This window comes from Enterococcus xiangfangensis (genome assembly GCF_005405365.1).
GTDB lineage: Bacteria > Bacillota > Bacilli > Lactobacillales > Enterococcaceae > Enterococcus_A > Enterococcus_A xiangfangensis.
In genome coordinates, this window is the sequence record NZ_BJDX01000003.1 from 293663 (window position 1) to 311207 (window position 17545).

General features: G+C 36.8%; 17 protein-coding genes. 11 read left to right on the top strand and 6 right to left on the bottom strand.

The window, feature by feature from the left end:
• Positions 1–14 precede the first annotated feature (14 nt).
• Positions 15–1193, top strand: a complete 1179-nt coding sequence (locus tag FFM68_RS05485; RefSeq protein WP_280531856.1) for an acetate/propionate family kinase — start codon at positions 15–17, stop codon at positions 1191–1193.
• Between the two features lie 45 nt (positions 1194–1238).
• On the opposite strand, the gene FFM68_RS05490 is transcribed toward FFM68_RS05485, so the two are convergent.
• Genes FFM68_RS05490 through FFM68_RS05500 form a run of 3 tightly spaced genes read right to left on the bottom strand, consistent with a single transcriptional unit; the run spans position 1239 to position 3604 of the window.
• Positions 1239–1901, bottom strand: coding sequence for a DUF2238 domain-containing protein (locus FFM68_RS05490; protein WP_137618417.1), 663 nt, complete (start codon positions 1899–1901; stop codon positions 1239–1241).
• A complete protein-coding gene (locus FFM68_RS05495) occupies positions 1891–2400 on the bottom strand; it encodes a nucleoside 2-deoxyribosyltransferase (RefSeq protein WP_137618418.1) in 510 nt (169 codons plus the stop codon). Before FFM68_RS05495 ends, FFM68_RS05490 begins: the two co-directional genes overlap by 11 nt.
• The gene (locus tag FFM68_RS05500) at positions 2387–3604 is read right to left on the bottom strand and encodes a GNAT family N-acetyltransferase (RefSeq protein WP_137618419.1); all 1218 of its coding nucleotides are present in this window, start codon (positions 3602–3604) and stop codon (positions 2387–2389) included. Before FFM68_RS05500 ends, FFM68_RS05495 begins: the two co-directional genes overlap by 14 nt.
• 359 nt (positions 3605–3963) lie before the next feature.
• On the opposite strand from FFM68_RS05500, the gene lepA reads away from it, so the two are divergent.
• The 3 genes from lepA to FFM68_RS05515 all read left to right on the top strand — a co-directional run bounded on the left by lepA (position 3964) and on the right by FFM68_RS05515 (position 8139).
• The gene (gene lepA / locus FFM68_RS05505) at positions 3964–5802 is read left to right on the top strand and encodes a translation elongation factor 4 (RefSeq protein ID WP_137618420.1); all 1839 of its coding nucleotides are present in this window, start codon (positions 3964–3966) and stop codon (positions 5800–5802) included.
• Between the two features lie 586 nt (positions 5803–6388).
• Positions 6389–7378 (top strand): bile acid:sodium symporter family protein, encoded by a 990-nt coding sequence (locus FFM68_RS05510; RefSeq protein ID WP_137618421.1) that lies wholly within the window; start codon positions 6389–6391, stop codon positions 7376–7378.
• Complete coding sequence (locus FFM68_RS05515; protein WP_137618422.1) at positions 7375–8139, top strand: SDR family NAD(P)-dependent oxidoreductase; 765 nt, start codon at positions 7375–7377, stop codon at positions 8137–8139. Before FFM68_RS05510 ends, FFM68_RS05515 begins: the two co-directional genes overlap by 4 nt.
• A 163-nt stretch (positions 8140–8302) precedes the next feature.
• Here FFM68_RS05515 and FFM68_RS05520 read toward each other — a convergent pair whose 3' ends face one another.
• Entirely contained in the window at positions 8303–9091 is a 789-nt protein-coding gene (locus FFM68_RS05520; RefSeq protein ID WP_137618423.1) for a helix-turn-helix domain-containing protein, read from the bottom strand.
• A gap of 210 nt (positions 9092–9301) precedes the next feature.
• Here FFM68_RS05520 and FFM68_RS05525 point away from each other — a divergent pair, with 210 nt between their 5' ends.
• The 6 genes from FFM68_RS05525 (at position 9302) to recQ (ending at position 15821) form a co-directional block, all read left to right on the top strand.
• A complete protein-coding gene (locus FFM68_RS05525) occupies positions 9302–10519 on the top strand; it encodes a LeuA family protein (protein ID WP_137618424.1) in 1218 nt (405 codons plus the stop codon).
• A 163-nt stretch (positions 10520–10682) separates the two neighbouring features.
• Complete coding sequence (buk, locus tag FFM68_RS05530) at positions 10683–11744, top strand: butyrate kinase (RefSeq protein ID WP_137618425.1); 1062 nt, start codon at positions 10683–10685, stop codon at positions 11742–11744.
• A gap of 10 nt (positions 11745–11754) precedes the next feature.
• A complete protein-coding gene (locus tag FFM68_RS05535; protein WP_137618426.1) occupies positions 11755–12660 on the top strand; it encodes a phosphate acyltransferase in 906 nt (301 codons plus the stop codon).
• A 19-nt stretch (positions 12661–12679) separates the two neighbouring features.
• Entirely contained in the window at positions 12680–13447 is a 768-nt protein-coding gene (locus tag FFM68_RS05540) for an alpha/beta hydrolase family protein (RefSeq protein ID WP_137618427.1), read from the top strand.
• Positions 13448–13533: 86 nt separating this feature from the next.
• Positions 13534–13782, top strand: coding sequence for a hypothetical protein (locus FFM68_RS13190; protein ID WP_137618428.1), 249 nt, complete (start codon positions 13534–13536; stop codon positions 13780–13782).
• A 293-nt stretch (positions 13783–14075) separates the two neighbouring features.
• Entirely contained in the window at positions 14076–15821 is a 1746-nt protein-coding gene (recQ, locus tag FFM68_RS05550; RefSeq protein ID WP_137618429.1) for a DNA helicase RecQ, read from the top strand.
• A 304-nt stretch (positions 15822–16125) separates the two neighbouring features.
• Here recQ and FFM68_RS05555 read toward each other — a convergent pair whose 3' ends face one another.
• On the bottom strand, positions 16126–16425 hold the full coding sequence (locus tag FFM68_RS05555; RefSeq protein WP_137618430.1) for a bacteriocin immunity protein: 300 nt from the start codon (positions 16423–16425) through the stop codon (positions 16126–16128).
• A 126-nt stretch (positions 16426–16551) separates the two neighbouring features.
• Positions 16552–16983 carry a GNAT family N-acetyltransferase gene (locus tag FFM68_RS05560; protein ID WP_137618431.1) on the bottom strand — a complete coding sequence of 144 codons (432 nt, stop codon included), beginning with the start codon at positions 16981–16983 and terminating at the stop codon, positions 16552–16554.
• A 125-nt stretch (positions 16984–17108) separates the two neighbouring features.
• Between FFM68_RS05560 and FFM68_RS05565 the strand changes: the two genes are divergently transcribed.
• On the top strand, positions 17109–17480 hold the full coding sequence (locus FFM68_RS05565) for a hypothetical protein (protein ID WP_137618432.1): 372 nt from the start codon (positions 17109–17111) through the stop codon (positions 17478–17480).
• The last annotated feature ends 65 nt before the right edge of the window (positions 17481–17545 follow it).

Consider the following 17545-nt stretch of genomic DNA (forward strand, 5'->3'; position numbering starts at 1 on the left):
GAAAGGAAAAAGATATTATGACTAAAATAATGGCAATTAATTCGGGAAGTTCTTCCTTGAAATTCAAACTATTTATAATGCCCGAAGAAACTGTTATCACCGAAGGAATAGTAGAGCGGATCGGATCAGCAGATGCCGTTTTTAGTTTTAAATATAACGGTGAAAAAAAATCTCGTACGACAATGATCAAAAACCATCAACAAGCTGTTCAATTAGTATTAGATACATTGATCAAACAAAGTATCATTGATTCTTATGATGAAATCGCTGGTGTGGGTCATAGAATTTCTCATGGCGGAACCTATTATCAAGATGCAACATTGATTGATGAAACGGTTGAGCAACATATTGATGAATTGAGTACACTTTCACCCTTACACAATCCGGTAAACTTGATTGGAATTCAATCATTCGAAAAAGTTCTACCAGATGCTAAACAAGTTGCGATTTTTGATACTTCGTTCCATCATACGATTCCAGAGAAAAACTTTATGTATGCTTTACCCTATAAGTATTATGAAGAATACGGGATTCGTCGCTATGGATTCCATGGTCCAAGCCATCAATATGTCTCAGAAGAAGCAGCTAGAATCAATCCTGACTCACATAAAATTATTACTTGTCATATTGGAAGTGGTGCTAGTATAGCTGCGGTCTTAGCTGGAGAATCGATAAATACATCAATGGGCTTCACACCATTAGCTGGTTTAGTGATGGGGACACGAACAGGAGATATTGATCCGCAGATTATTCCGTTCATTCAGGAAAAAGAGGGATTAGATGCACAAGGGATCAAAGACTTAATGAATAAAAAATCTGGATTATTGGGACTTTCTGGTATTTCAAATGATTGTCGAGATATCGAAGAAGCAGCATCAGCAGGAAATTCTCGTGCACAGTTGGCATTAGATGTCTTTGCACATCAAATTATTCATTATATCGGAGCTTATGCAGCAGATTTAAATGGATTGGATACACTTGTTTTCACAGCAGGTGTTGGGGAACATTCCGCGACGGTTCGTAAAATGGTCTGTAATTCTTTAACTTATTTAGGTATTACGATTGATGAAAGTAAAAATAAAGAAAATGCTTTATCGATTGAAACTGTTGACAGCAAAGTAAAAGTTTTGGTCATTCCAACGGATGAGGAAGTAATTATTGCGCGTGACGTTATGCGTATTGCACGGTTATAAAAAGAACAATAAAAAATTCCAAACCGGATCCGGTTTGGAATTTTTTTATTTTTTTATTTTCTTTAGTCGATATTCTTCAAAATAACTGGCACTTCCGCGACTTTGAATGCGAGTGAAGATTCCCATCAGAACAGCGCCAAGGGTATTGGTCAATAAATCTCCCATGGTATCCATTAATGCAGCACGACCGACCAATAATTCACCGGTAGATGTTGCATAGCGCTGCAGATTCATGCCTGCAACGGTATCGCAAAGTAATTCCCAAAATTCCCAGAAGACACCGCAGACACCTGCAAAGGCAAAACCAAACAGTAAGAACAACCATGGCGAGGTTTTGCTGATAGTTGCATCTTTCATTAAGAATCCAAGCAATCCATAGCCTAATGCGGTCAAGACCATTGGACTGACTGTATGCAAGATTTTATCCCAGAAAGAAACAATTGAAATCATGTGCAAAGAAGTTCCTAAGAAAACCGAGATAACGAGGAAGAACCAATAAAAATAAATGATCTTTTCAGGCAAAACCAGTCTGAATAATTTTGCAATGATCTCCGGCAAGAAAATAAGTGCGATGCCAGCTAAACATTCAATGATGAAAATGATCCCTTGGCGTGTTGAATATTTGCTTATAGCAAACTCGTATATATTAAAGCTGAGGCAAAGAAGGCCAAAGATCAACAAGGCGATTCGATATTTTTTATAAGTCATGGAAATCACTACCTTCTAAAAAAGATTTGATTTGTTCTAATAATGCGTCTTCAGTGGCAACGATCGTTCCATTTAATTTGATCAATCCGACTGTATAAAGATTTAAGTAATGGAATTGATTTTCTGCAGGTGTCTGTAAGGCAGCCAATTTTTGCTGATTGTCGGCGCCTTTTTGACGAGAATCGGAGTATAAGCCGATTACTGGAATTCCTTTAGCGTATGCTACACCGATCTCAGAAGCCACACCAGCATCGATTGTTAAACCATCTAATAAGGCGATCATCAAATCGCTTTTCAGGACTTCTTCGGTATCGGCAAGTGCGATCATCTTACTATCAGCGTAAGCCGATTTGTCGTTGATACCGGCATTTTCTTGGGGAAGATAGATCGTCAGCTCTCCTGAAAGCTCACGAATTTTTGCTGCTAAATGTTGATTATATAAAAGATCGCTTTGTGCAAATAATGGTGCTGCAAAATAAATATGTTTAGAAGTAGTCACTGAAATAAGCCTCCATATCCGGTATTGTTGTTTCTAATAATTCGATTGCTTTTTTGTCAGCCTCTAACCGCTCGATTCGAGCAAGATAGGCGGCTCGGCGATAATTCATCAGCATACAAGTCAAGGTTTGAATAGTCAAACGTATCCGTTTGCCTTTTGGCTGATTGGAAATAGTTAGTTTCCCAGCGGTGTTCCAACTAAGTGCAAAAATACCGTTGTTCCATTCAGCAATTGGATCATCTACCACAAAATAAAAAGGTTCAACTGGCTTTGCAAATGGATAGTTCAATAAGAATTCCTTGACATCAACGATTCGTGCCATAAAAAATGGGGCGATTGTTTCTGTGATTTCACTATCATCAAGCAGAAAAGATAAAGGTTCATTTTTAAAAATATCGCCTTTGACCCAATAGACCATTGAAAAGTGTGCGCTGATAAAGTTCCACAACCCATTGCGTGCTTCCTGATTCAAGTAAAACATTTCTTTAATATGAAATACTTCATCAGAGATCCAATAAAAGAGCACACCAGTTGCTTTTTTGTCAGCATCGTAATAAATCGCAGCGATTCGTTCTTCCTCATTTTCAAAACGCCAGTACTCTTCCCAATTCAATTCTTTACGAATCATCGCGCCATGATTATTCAAGGCAAATTCATGATATACTTGATAAACATCTGGATCATTGACGTCTTTTCGCTCAACGATCCCAGGAACATCAACTTGTTTGGGCAGTTGGGTGTCTTTGACTTTGAAGCTAAGCTTGTCTGACATGATCTCCCAACCTTTGCGGCGATAGTAGGGAATATTATATGGATACAAATAAGAGATCCATTGCTGATCCTTGCGCATTTGATTCAGAGCTGTTTCAATTAAATCTTTCATCAAGCCGTGATTGGCATACTCGGGATAAGTACCAACGCCCGTGATCCCCCCCATCTTGAACAGTTTCCCATGAATATTCACTTCACAAGGATAAATAGCAATCTGTGAAATCAAATGATCCTCTTGAAACCAGCCGAAAACTTTTGATTGCTCTAAGACCGGTTTTTTAGCTCGAACCATTTCTCGTTTGTTTTCATAGCCGCTATTTTCAATGTCACTTTCGGTTACTTGAAAGACATAGCTGAGCAGCTCGTCATATTGAGCTAAATATTCCTCACCGACAGGCTTTAAGACTAATTGTTCCCTAAAGTCATTATCCATTTTCTCATCTCCTAATTCATATATGGGAATCATTTTTTGACAAAAATGAATTCGGATTTTTACTACGCAGATTATTTTACTAAAAGATACTAAAAAAGATCGAACAACTTACTTATAGTGTACAACTTTTTTATAAAGGCTGGGGCACCTTCAATCAAATAAGTCGCTGTTAAAAAATTACTTATTTGATCACTTGCTAGAAACAAAAAGCAAAACAAAAATCCAATGAATGTTCTAAGTATAGCAAAACCAGCATGATATTTCTCTTACCGACTTTGGGAAATAGGGGAAAAGACTTTTTTTCTATTAGAAACGTTGGTATAATTGACAGTGCTGATTAAAAGAAATGAGGAACTTTAATGAATATAGAAAAAATGAAGAAACGCCAAAAAATGATTCGAAATTTTTCGATCATTGCGCATATTGACCACGGGAAGTCGACCTTGGCTGACCGGATCTTAGAGCAGACCAATACCGTAAGTTCCCGAGAAATGCAAGAACAGCTGTTAGACTCAATGGATTTGGAACGTGAACGCGGAATTACAATTAAATTAAACGCTGTAGAATTACATTATACCGCTAAAGATGGTCAAACATATATTTTTCACTTGATCGATACGCCGGGACATGTCGACTTTACTTATGAAGTGTCACGCAGTTTAGCAGCTTGTGAAGGAGCCGTTTTAGTTGTCGATGCTGCGCAAGGAATCGAAGCACAAACATTAGCCAATGTTTATTTAGCTTTAGATAACGATCTAGAAATTTTACCTGTCATCAATAAAATCGATTTGCCAGCGGCTGATCCTGAACGAGTACGAAAAGAAATCGAAGACGTGATTGGGATCGATGCAGAAGATGCTGTTTTAGCAAGCGCAAAAACAGGAATTGGGATTGGCGATATTTTAGAACAAATCGTCACGAATGTACCCGCACCAAGCGGTGACTTAGAAGCCCCATTAAAAGCGTTGATCTTTGATTCAATTTATGACAGCTATCGTGGGGTTGTTTTGAATGTCCGGATTACAGATGGAATCGTTCGCCCTGGAGATAAAATTCAATTAATGAGCAATGGCAAAACTTTTGACGTAACAGAAGTGGGTGTCTTCTCGCCAAAAACAGTTCAGCGTGATTACTTGATGGTAGGCGATGTTGGGTATATCACTGCCAGCATCAAATCTGTACAAGACACTCGCGTAGGGGATACCGTTACACTTGCCAATAATCCAGCCAAAGAAGCATTAGATGGTTATCGTAAAATGAATCCAATGGTCTTTTGCGGATTGTATCCAATCGATACTTCTCGTTACAATGATTTACGTGAAGCACTAGAAAAATTACAATTAAATGATGCGGCCTTACAGTTCGAACCAGAAACTTCTCAAGCACTTGGCTTTGGTTTCCGTTGCGGCTTCTTAGGCTTGCTGCACATGGATGTGGTCCAAGAACGTTTGGAACGTGAGTTCAATCTTGAATTGATCACAACGGCACCGTCTGTTATTTATCATGTGAATTTAACAGACGGTACACAACTGATCGTAGATAATCCATCTGATTTTCCAGATCCATCAAAAATTCAAAACGTTGAAGAACCCTTTGTGAAAGCCAATATTATGGTGCCAAATGAATATGTCGGCGCGGTAATGGAACTTTCACAACGTAAACGTGGAGAATTTATTACGATGGATTACTTAGATGATTATCGAGTAAATGTTGTTTATCATATTCCGTTATCAGAAATCGTGTTTGATTTCTTCGATAAACTAAAATCAAGCACTAAAGGATATGCCTCATTGGATTATGAAATGGCTGATTACCGTGAAAGCCGCTTAGTGAAGATGGATATCCTGTTAAACGGCGAAACAGTCGATGCGTTAAGTTTCATCGTTCACCGTGAATTCGCGCAAGAACGCGGACGTGCGATCGTTGATAAACTAAAAACCTTGATTCCACGGCAACAATTTGAAGTTCCAATCCAAGCAACGATCGGTACAAAAATTGTCGCCCGGACAGATATCAAAGCATTGCGAAAAAATGTTTTGGCAAAATGCTACGGTGGCGATATTTCTCGTAAACGCAAATTGTTAGAGAAACAAAAAGAAGGTAAGAAACGAATGAAACAAATCGGCTCAGTCGAAGTACCACAAGAAGCCTTCATGGCAGTACTGAAAATGGATGAGGATGAACCTAAGAAGAAATAGAAATTTTCAAAAACGGAATAAAAATTATAAGGCGTTGGACGAGCTGTCCTTCGCCTTTTTTAATGAAAAAATTTTCATGTGATAGCAAAAAGATTCCTATAAGTAGGAAAGTTTAAGCTTTTAAGTAGGGTGTTATCTTTTTTGCAATCAGAGAATTACTTTTTGAGGAGTAGGAAGATAGAAATATATTCCCTCAAAAAGTTTTTTAAAGTAAAAACTGTATAAGTGTTAGATTCTCAATAAATGTTTTGAATCATGAAGTAAAATTGAGTCATAATAATTTTCTTATACTTAATATTTATATTGACATTCTAAGAAAATAAATTCATAATGATGTTGTGAAACGCGCGTTTAATTTATGTGAGATTCTGAGACGATAAGGACTGTGACATCATTTTTTTCTAATAATGAAAGGCTTTCTTTTATAAGGATAACCAGATATTTACTTAACAATCACTTGTTTTATTATTATTAGGTATAGGAAAATAATTGGATAGTTTTTTATTAAAAAGAAATAAAAGCGCTTTCTTTATTGTCGGAGCCAAGGAACTTTTTGATGACTAAAAAATAAAAATGAGGTGCAAAAATGGAACTCTTAAATAAGGTCGCAAAAACACTCCAGCAAAATTTTGCTATTTTTACAATTGTTATTGCTCTAGCTGCTTATTTTATACCAGATTTATTTCTATGGTCAGGGCCATATATGAACTTACTGATGGGACTTGTAATTTTTGGAATGAGTTTAACAATGGAAATGAAGGATTTCAAAGAACTTTTTACGGCTCCTAAAGCAACGATTGTTGGACTGCTTTGTGTCTTTGTTGTTTCAACTGCTGGAACATTAGGGATTGTTTATGGATTACAACTGCCAACAGCTTTAAAAGTTGGTTTGCTTTTGTGTGCTGCAAGTCCAGGAGGGAATATCACTAATGTATTGACATTTATTGCAAAGGGAGATGTCGCACTTTCAATCGGCCTTACCTCTTTGGCAACATTTTTGGCACCGGTTATTACTCCGTCGTTATGTTTGTTACTTCTAGGTGAGGTGACGGAAATGGATGGTCCTGGCATGATTAAAACGATGATAATTAGTGTAATCATTCCTTTAATTATAGGATTGCTGTTAAAGGCATTGGCTAAAGATGCTGTTTTAAAGGTATCTCAATTCTCTCCTATGATTTCTCTTGTAGCGATCAGCATTATGACAGGCGGTCTAGTGGCAGGTAGAAGAGAGGCGTTACTAAGTTTAAACTGGAAAACACTTGTGGGTGGAGTATTATTTTTAGCGTTTAGTGCTGGCTTGTCGTATTTAATCGCAAAGTTTTTAGGAATTAATCAATTTCAACGAAGAGCGGTTTCGATTGAAGCGGGATTTAAGAATACGGTTCTTTCAGCTATGCTCGCGGGAGTTAGTTTTTCACAATATCCTGAAGCCGCCTTATTGTGTATTATTGTTGCCTTAATGGCCGCCGTATTAGGACCAGTCTATGCGAATGCACTCGCGAAAATACCAATTACAGACAATTCTGAACCAACAAGTATAAAAAAAACTGTTATTGAGGAGGAAACTGCATGAAACGCTATGAGGGAAAAACAGCAATTGTGACAGGAGGGGTATCTGGGATTGGAGAAGCCATTACTTTAAGTTTTTTGAAAGAAGGGGCGAACGTTGTAATCAACTGTTTACCAGGAGAAGAAGCAGGTAGAAAGATGAGCGAAGAATTAAAAAAATCAGGAGCTTCTTTTCTCATGGTTGAAGGGGATATTTCTAAAAAAGAAGATGTTGAACGCATATTTAAACAGGCAAAAGATAAATATCAAAAGATTGATATTGTTGTCAGTAATGCAGCGGCCTTTGATTTTTATCAGCCGTTACTTGAAATAGAAGATACAACATGGAAAAAAGTTATCGATGTCAATTTGAATGGGAACTATTATATTTCTCGTTCCGCTGTACCGCATATGATAGAAAACGGTGGTGGGGCCTTGATTTTCATTTCATCCATAGCTGGGGTTATTGCTGGTCATGGCGGAGCAGCTTACACTACAAGCAAACATGGAGTAATCGGGTTATCTAAGCAAATCACTTTTGATTACGGAAAATATGGAATTCGTTGCAATACAATCAGTCCAGGATCAATCTATACGCCGCTTTCTGGAAAATTTTTAGATATGCCAAAAGCAAAAGAGAAACTGGCGCGAACACCACATGGTACTTATGGCCATCCGCAAGATATTGCAAATGCAGTACTATTTTTGGCAGGTGAAGAGGCTAGTTTTGTTTACGGAACGAACCTTATGGTTGATGGGGGAAATTTAGTTAGAAAATGGGATTGATTTTTGATAAAGCGGAGAACAATCGAAAAATAATGTTTTTGGGGATACAATAAAAACGTTTTATGAGAGTAAAATCTTGTATTAGACAGGGTCTAATAATGATTTTACCCTCATTTTTTTAGGAAAACCTGATGATTGTGATCGAAGACAGGCGTTCTTAACTCTAAGAAATATGGAGCCAGATCAATTCTGTTTCACGAATGAGATTGTTTTTCCAGCTGTGCATTCGTTCAGATGAAAATTGAAGCGTATCACCTTGTTCCAATTCAAAAGTTTCATCGTCTAGGAAGAAAGTTATTTCGCCCCGATTAACAAATACGATTTCGAACCCATTGTGTTTGTGTGGAATAGTTCGTTCGGCTCCTTTTTCGACAGTATATAACATAATATTTGTTTGTTGATCATCCGATTGTCCTAGTTTTTCGACATGAACGCCAGGAATATCAATGTAGAATGAAGATCTTTCATTCTTTTTGATAAGTGTTTTGTTTTCCTGTTGAGGACTGGTGTAATAATATAGAATATTTTTTTCGTAAAAATCCGCAAGCTTTGTCAGAACATCCATAGAAACATTTCTAGCTCCGTTTTCAATTTTTGATAAATAAGATACAGATATCCCTACATTTTCCGAGAGTTCCTTTAAGGATAGGCCACGCTGAAGACGTTCTTCTTTCCATTTTATCCCTGTTAGCTGGTTCTCGTTTTCTTCTTGCTTCATGTAGATAGGTTCGTTGACTGGATTATCTAAAAACTTATGAATATCATTCATTGGAATTTTTCTTTCCCGATTTAAATAAAGAATATATCGAATACGATATAGATCCTGTTTTGAGTAAAGTCTTTGATTTCCATCACTTCTTTGAGGGGTAAGTAATCCTTTTTTTTCCCAATTTCTTAGAGTATTGGGCGATAGATTCAACAATTTTGCAATTTGTGAAATATTTAAAAGCATGAAACATCACCTCTTTCTGTGACTATTATAACTGATTGTTAGCAAGTTGTTAAGTATAAGAAAAATTGAACATTTATGAACTTTGATATTACAGCATCTATAAGAGCGTTTTTCCTAAACTTGATATTTTATATTGACAATTCAGGAAAACGGATACATAATGTATTTGTAAACGCGCGTAACACAAATTAAATTTTTGGAGGACTAAAAATGGGATACAAAGAAGAAGGTAAATGGTGGGTGAGTCCATCTAATTATGCAGAAGAAGTAACAAGTAAGTTTAATTTTCCAAAAAAAGTTGAATTTATTGATACGACATTAAGAGATGGAGAACAGCAGCCAGGAATTATCCTAACTAAGGAAGAAAAAATCGAAATTGCGAAACGTTTAGACAAAGCCGGAGTTCAAAGAATTGAAGCTGGAACTCCAGCGGTATTGAAAGCCGATGAGGAAGCGATTAAAGAAATAACTAAATTAGGATTGAAAGCCGATATTTATTGCTTTGTTCGGAATATGAAAAAAGATATCGATTTGGCAAAAGAATGTGGTGTCGATGGCGTAATCGCAGAAATTTTAGGTAGTGAGCATTTATTAAATAATGGAAAACGTTGGACTTTTGAGAAAGCCGTTTCCGCCTGTATTGAAGCAACTAGTTATGCACATGAACAAGGATTAAAAGTAACTTTCTTCCCAGCCGATGGTTCTCGTGCAGATATTGAATTCTTACTGAAATTAGTTGGTGAGGTTTATCGCAATGGACATATTGATTCGTTAGCTCTAGTAGATACATTTGGCGTCTTCTCGCCTGAAGGTGCTGCTTTCAGAGTAGGACAATTAAAAGCGGAATTCCCAGATTTACCAATTGAATGTCATTTCCATGATGATTTTGGAATGGCTGTTTCTACCACAATTGCCGGTCTGGCTGCAGGGGCAGAAGTTGCCCATGTAACAGTAGCAGGAGTTGGTGAACGTGCGGGGGGAGCACCGTTAGAAGCAACTGCCTTATCTTTGGAAGCGCTTTACGGAGTTGGTACAGGTATTGACATGACGCAGTTCAAAGAGCTATCAGAGTTCGTAGAAAAAGCAACACGTACACCAATTCATCCAACAAGACCAGTTGTAGGAGATAAGATTTTTCTATGGGAAACAGGATTGCCTTCAAGTCTTTGGATGAATGTGAAAGATGTGAATCCATTATTTATGCTTCCTTATCATTGGAGTATGACAGGTCATCGTATGCCTGAGCTGCTACTAAGCAAGAAAAGTGGAAAGGACAATGTGAAGGTCTGGCTAGATAAGATTGATGAAACAGTAACAGAAGAGCAATTTCCAGAATTGCTCCTAGCAGTTAAAGAATTGTCACTGGCTGAACATCGCACATTAAATGAAGAGGATTTCAGAGGTCTTGTTGAAAAAATTAAAGCATAAATATAGAAGATTATAGTGAATAATTGCCTCTTTGATAGTTGAATGTTGCTACTAAAGAGGCAATTTTTAAAGGGAGTTTTTTGATAGGTATTTTTTGGGGATGGGGATAAAGTTTGTTGATTAACTATTACTGTAAATTAAGTGTGGGCTAGGTGGTAGATGTATGGAAAAATATCTTATTATAAATATAGGTGGGTCTTCTTCAAAGATTGGTCTGGCTGAGAAGGAAACGATTGTTACAACGGAAACGATTCGGTATTCATCAAAGACATTAAAGGCGTGCGGAAACTTATGGGGACAATTAAATTTACGCTTAGAAGATATTCAAATTTATTTGGAAAAACAAAAGATTTCATTGTCCGATCTTTCTGGAATTATCACACGAGGACCATTAGTAAAACCAATACCCAAGGGTACCTATAGAGTAAATGCGTTAATGGTTGAAGACGCAAAAAGCGGCTTTTATGGACAACATCCCTGTAGCTTAGGTTCCGAGATTGCTATGATTTTAGGTGGAGGGGACTTACCTGTATACACAGTTGATCCTCCATGTTCAGATGAAATGATTTCAGAAGCCAGATATACAGGTTTGCCTTTTATTAAAAGAAAGAGCTACTATCAAGTATTGAATCACCACGCAGTTGCAAGAAGTTATGCAACAAGCATAGGGAAAACATACGAGGAATTGAATTTAGTCATCACACATTTAGGGAGCGGTGTATCTGTTGCCTCACATAAATTTGGAAAAGTCATCGATGTCACCAACGGATTAGAAGGCGATGGACCAATGGGACTAGACCGAACGGGGACGATTCCTGGAAAAGATTTGTTAAAAGCAAGTCTTTCTGAAAAACATTCAACTGAAGAATTGTTAAGCTATTTAGATGGACAGGGTGGTATCAAAGCCTATTTAGATACGATTGATGGTCAAGAAGTAGAGCGAAGGATTACTGATGGAGATGAGGAGGCAAAACAGATTTATCACGCGATGGCTTTTCAGGTTTCTAAAGGGGTAGGTGCCGCAGCAGCAGCGTTGGGAACTAAACCAGATGCTATATTAATTACGGGTGGTTTAGCAAACTCTCGCTATTTCACTCAATTGATTATAAATCGTACGAGTTGGTTGGCGCCCATAAAAATCATGAAAGAAGAAAATGAACTGGAGGCCCTATTAATCGGTGTTTTGGAAGGGTTAAAAGAAAATAAAATTTTAAATTATAAATGAGGGATGAACAATGAAGTCAGTTTCAGAAATATTGGAATCCGTAAAAAAAAATGAAAAAAAACAACGAATTGTTATAGCCAACGCAACACTAGAAGAAATCATGGTCGTCAAGCAGACGGAGGAGCTAAATCTAGCAAATTTCACTTTGATCGGTGATGAATCAGATATTATTGATTCCTTACTAGCTGTAGGACTGGATCCGAAAGATATGCTGCTCATTCATGAAACTAATGCTAAAAAATGTTCTGAGTTAGCTGTACAAGAGGTTGTTGAAGGACGATCCGATATACTAATGAAAGGACAAGTTCATACCGCAACTTTTTTAGGAGCAGTGATGCAATCACCAAAGTTTTTTGACAAGAAGAGTCGGTTAAGTCAAATAACCCTGTTTGACGGGTTGGATCATAAATTAAAGCTACTTTCTGATTGTGCTATTAATATTCAACCAGATTTTGCAGCTAAAGTAGATATCATTAATAATGCAGTAGGCGTAGCTAAAAAATTGGGTATTCAATTGCCTAAAGTTGCTATCCTTGACGCAGTAGAAATAGTCAATCCTAAGATGCCTTCAACTCTTGAAGCGGCTGCACTAACTCAAATGAATCGTCGAGGGCAAATTAAGGATTGTGTTATTGATGGTCCATTGTCATTTGATAATGCAGTTTTTGTTGAATTTGCTGAGTTGAAGGATATCGATAGTGAGGTAGCAGGTCAAGCGGATATTTTAGTTACTCATGAATTAAGAGAAGCAAATAATTTGAGTAAAGCAATCATCCACTATGCTCAGAGACCAGCAGCCTCAATTATCGCTGGTATCAAGCTACCATTGGTGATGACCTCTAGATCCGATCGTAAACAAAATAAATTATATACTATTGCAGTCCAGTGTTACCTAGCTACACTGCAGAAGGGTTAACAATTGATGGTGAAAGTATATGGATGAAAAGAAATTCTTTTATGAAGAGAACAAGGATTGTTATGGGATTTTTCGCCAACCTGAGAAGGTTTTTAATTCAGATGTCCTGCTAGTCTTTATTCACGGTGGGTTTTGGCGGGAAAAAGTGACAACGGATTATTTATCACCACTTGTTGAACAAGTTACAAATCAAGGCTTTTATACTTGGCAATTTGAATATAAACGCGTAACCCCACAATATAGTGCATCAGAAATTTTAGAATCTGTTTCCAAAGCCCTTCAATGTGGCGAAGAGATTGCCCTTCATAGAGAACTAGGAATTAAAAAGATGATTCTGATTGGACATTCGGTGGGTGCTCAATTGGCTGTATACCTTACGAAAGAGCCCCCTATATCTAAAATGAAAATCTCTAAACTGATTCTTTTGGCCGGTGTGTTAGATTTCCAGGTGATGGAAGCCGTACATCAAAGTAAAGAGCAGATGAAAAATATCCAAGAAAATCCTATTCAGGATTTTCTAAGAGATGAATATGAGATGCTTTTCAGTAAGTTATCTCCAATCAATCAGCTGCCATTAGCTGTTCCGCAAATTCTTATTCATGGAAATATGGATATTGAAGTGCCGTTTGGATTAAGTCAACATTACTATGAGAGAGCAAAAGCACTTGGGGAAGAAATTCAATTGATTGAAGACTCAGGTGGAGAGCACTATTGGATGGTAGATATTCAAACTATTCATGGGAAGAATGTTTTATCAGAAATTGTGAATAGTACAAATGATATATAAAACTTTTGTCTATATATATCAAGTAAGACTCCTTTATCCTTAATGTCTAAAAATAGACTGTACGTTAGAATAAAAATTTGAGAGGGATGCTTGTTTGTACGGATGAAAAATATTTTCTAAAGCCTATCCAAGGATGGGCTTTTTTTTATTCTGTAAAAGATGAATACCCGTTCCTAACAGTATCTGAAGTGCTGATATGTTTAGGAAGCTTTTTAAAGGAGTTAGTTAAGAAACCAAAAATCTCAGCGACAAAAGAATCTTCACTTGTAAATGCTAAAAAAGGAAATATTAGTGAATCACTCTATCTCGCAAAAAAAGATACAGTGTTGGTATGAGGAAAATTAAAAAAATGAAATTATTTTTCAACTTTCAGCTCGCTGTTTGCCCACTAAAGTAATGGACATTTATGTTTCGACAAATTATTACGAAATAGATAATCTGAACTAGGTAGCTTGTCATCGTAACTTGCTACGCTGTAGTCATTTGAGTATACTGATTAAATGGTAGTTAATTCCGTCTGTATTTCTAGTTTGCTAATGTAAGAGAAGCTGGCAGTTTCGGGATTTTTTAGCAAATAACTATTGTTTTTGGTCGCTTAGGCCCAATTTAATCATGAAAGGGCACATTTATGGAACGAATTAAAGCTCTGTTGTCAGAAAAATTTGGTTATACGCAATTTAGAAATGGGCAAGAGGCGATTATTCAAAAGGTATTACAACAACAGAATGTTTTAGGGATAATGCCAACAGGTGGAGGAAAGTCGATTTGTTACCAATTGCCGGCGCTTGTTTTAGAAGGTTTGACTTTAGTCATCTCTCCATTGATTTCCTTAATGAAAGATCAAGTCGATAGTTTGAATGAAGTGGGTATTCCAGCAGCTTTTATAAACAGTACATTATCTAATTTAGAAATGAATGAACGGGTCAGAAAAGCAGCTCGTGGTGAAATCAAATTGCTGTACGTTGCACCAGAGCGACTAGAATCTGCGGATTTTCGCGAACTGCTACGTTACGTCCCCATCGAACTTTTAGCAGTCGATGAAGCACATTGTATTTCTCAATGGGGACATGACTTTCGTCCTAGCTATTTACGATTAGCTGAAACCATTCAAAATTTTGATCAGCAACCGACCATCATTGCTTTGACAGCTACAGCAACACCGCAAGTAGCAGACGATATTTCTAATTTGCTGCACATTCCCAAAGAAAATGAAATCAAAACCGGATTTGCCCGAGAAAATTTGGCTTTTCAAGTGGTTAAGGAACAAAAGGATTTATATCTATTGGAATATTTGAAGCTAAATAAGGGGCAATCTGGAATTATCTATGCTTCTACTCGTAAAGAAGTTGAACGCTTATATCATCTATTAAAGCACCATAATTTCGCTGTGGGCAGATACCATGGCGGATTAAATGATCAGGAACGGTTACAAAATCAAGAGGATTTCTTATTTGATCGCAGTGAAGTAATGGTTGCTACCAACGCATTTGGCATGGGAATCAATAAAAGCAATGTTCGTTTTGTTATTCATGCGCAGATACCGGGAAATTTGGAGTCTTACTATCAAGAAGCAGGACGAGCGGGTCGAGACGGATTGCCTAGTGAAGCAGTCTTGTTATACGCGCCGCAAGACCTGCAGGTGCAGAAATTTTTTATTGAACAGTCTCAATCAGAGACCGCTTATCAACAAAATGAATACACAAAACTGCGGGAAATGAACCAGTATGCTCATACTCAAATGTGTTTGCAGCGTTTCATCTTGAAATACTTTGGAGAAGATCAGCCGGATTGCGGAAAATGCAGCAATTGTTTAGATGAAAGAGAGCAAGTGAATATCACGACAGATACGCAAAAAGTTTTATCCTGTGTCAAACGTATGGGAGAGAAATTCGGTAAGGCATTAGTGGCAAAAGTATTGACGGGATCAAATGATCAAAAAATCAAACAATGGCATTTTGAGCAGTTGCCGACCTATGGACTAATGAAGGAGTATTCGCAAAAAGAAGTTTCTAGCCTAATTGATTACTTGACTGCGGAGCACTATTTAGTACCATCAGAAGGGCAATATCCTTTATTGTCAGTTTCCGAACAAGGGGTTTCAGTTCTTTTAGGCAAGCAAGAAGTCTATCGCAAGCAGGCACCGGTAAAAAAAATTGTCGCAGATGACGAGCTTTTTGAAAAGATGCGCAGCTTGCGTTCACAACTCGCACAAGAAAAAAATCTGCCGCCATATGTGATTTTTTCTGATAAGACGTTGACCGAGTTGGCTGAAAAGCAGCCGCAAACATCGTTAGAATTCTTACAGATCAAAGGTGTTGGAAAGAGCAAGCTCGATAATTACGGCGAGCAATTTTTAGCACTTTTAAAAAAGTAAGAATCTAAATTAGATAGATAAAAATACATGCTAGTTATTTTGGTGCGTTGTCAATGATAACAGTAAAGAGAAATTTTTGAATTTAGAGATCAAGAGGACTTTTTTCTCTTGGTCTTTTTAGTTTAAGATCAATGTACGTTTGTGCCGAATCTGGCTACACAATTTAAAGTTATAAAAGCTATGACAAATGTCAAACCACTAGTTAATGCAAATTAATATGGGGAGGCAGATGTTAAGAGAAATTTGCTATTTCATAAAAAAACAGCAAATTTCTTTGCTGTCGTGAAAAAAATAAATATATCAATTAAAACCATAATGGGAACATTATCGAACTCATTGCTACGCCCTTGTAAGTTTCTGCGTCACTTTTTAATTTGTAGTATAACTCTATCATTGCATCAGGAAATTGTTCCTTATTGCTAAGATAATAGAAAGAGATGGCATTGCAAAGTTTGGTATACACCAATTTTACATTGCTTGTTTTATCCAGTTCTTGGGCCGCTTCAAGAATGATAGTTTGTAACTCTGGGATTCGGGAGACTTCTTCATCTGAGTATGTAGAACTCAATTGTTCCATCAGCGTTTTTAATTTATCTTCCGACATCTAAGTACCTCCTTTGAATAAGGGGAACACTTGAATTTTATAGAACAAAGTGAAAACAGGAACGTTATAAAACGATAGATTATATCGAGTAACGGATATAAATCATGGCTGGGTACTATTACAGAATTATTGATTCCAGTTCATCAGATATTCAAGTTCGTTCGTTTCATTGTCGAGTCTTTCTTGCAGTATTTTAAAACCATTCATTTGGTAAAAATGAATTGCTTGTTTATTTTTCTTGAATACACTCAAGGTTAGCCTATTATTTTTTGATTTAGCTTCATTCAATAATTTAGTACCAACGCCTAATGAACGGAAGGCTTTAAGAACAAATATTCCGGCAATATAATCATCAACAAGGCCTAAAAAACCAACAATCTCGTCCTCATACGAGTATGTATAAATTATGGTATTTGAAAGGCCTTCTCTGACAGAATTATAGTTTTTAATCCAATATTCTGAGGGAATGAAATCATGCGTATCCAAATTACTTTGTAGCCAAATTTTTGAAATAACATTTAGTTCAAAATCAGTTAGGTTTTCAATAATTTTAATCATAATATTTTCCTTTTTAGGCCAGCTTACCATAATAAAAAAATTCCGCAAATGGAGGATCTAAAGGCAGTTGTTTTCAAAAAAAGTGAAGTCCGCTAACGGAAAAATATTAAAAAGAAGGGATAAAAATGATCTTTGATCAGAAAGAAAATTTTGTGTTTACAGGTACATATCAGGAATTTATCGAACAATTAAAAGAGAATCATTTTTGGAAAAGCGAGGCTGAGTTTGAGGAATATCTGCTAAAAAATCGTTTCAGAAATGAAAATACGTTTAAAACACATTACGCAAATTTTGCAAATCAAATAATCGATTACGGTGAAGAACAACCTGATTTTCCAGATCGGACAGTATTCGTTGTCGAAACAGAAGGCTATACACAAGGAGAAATAAATGCAGCATTTGGTAAAGCGTTAAAAGAATTAGCGGAACAACGAGCACGAAGCAGAGAAAACAAAGGATTTTCATTGAACAAATTAAAGTGGGAGGAATTAGAATAGGTAGGCTTTTCTCAATATTTTAATGATAGTTTACTTTGCTGTCCAAGTAATTGGCGGCTTTTTTG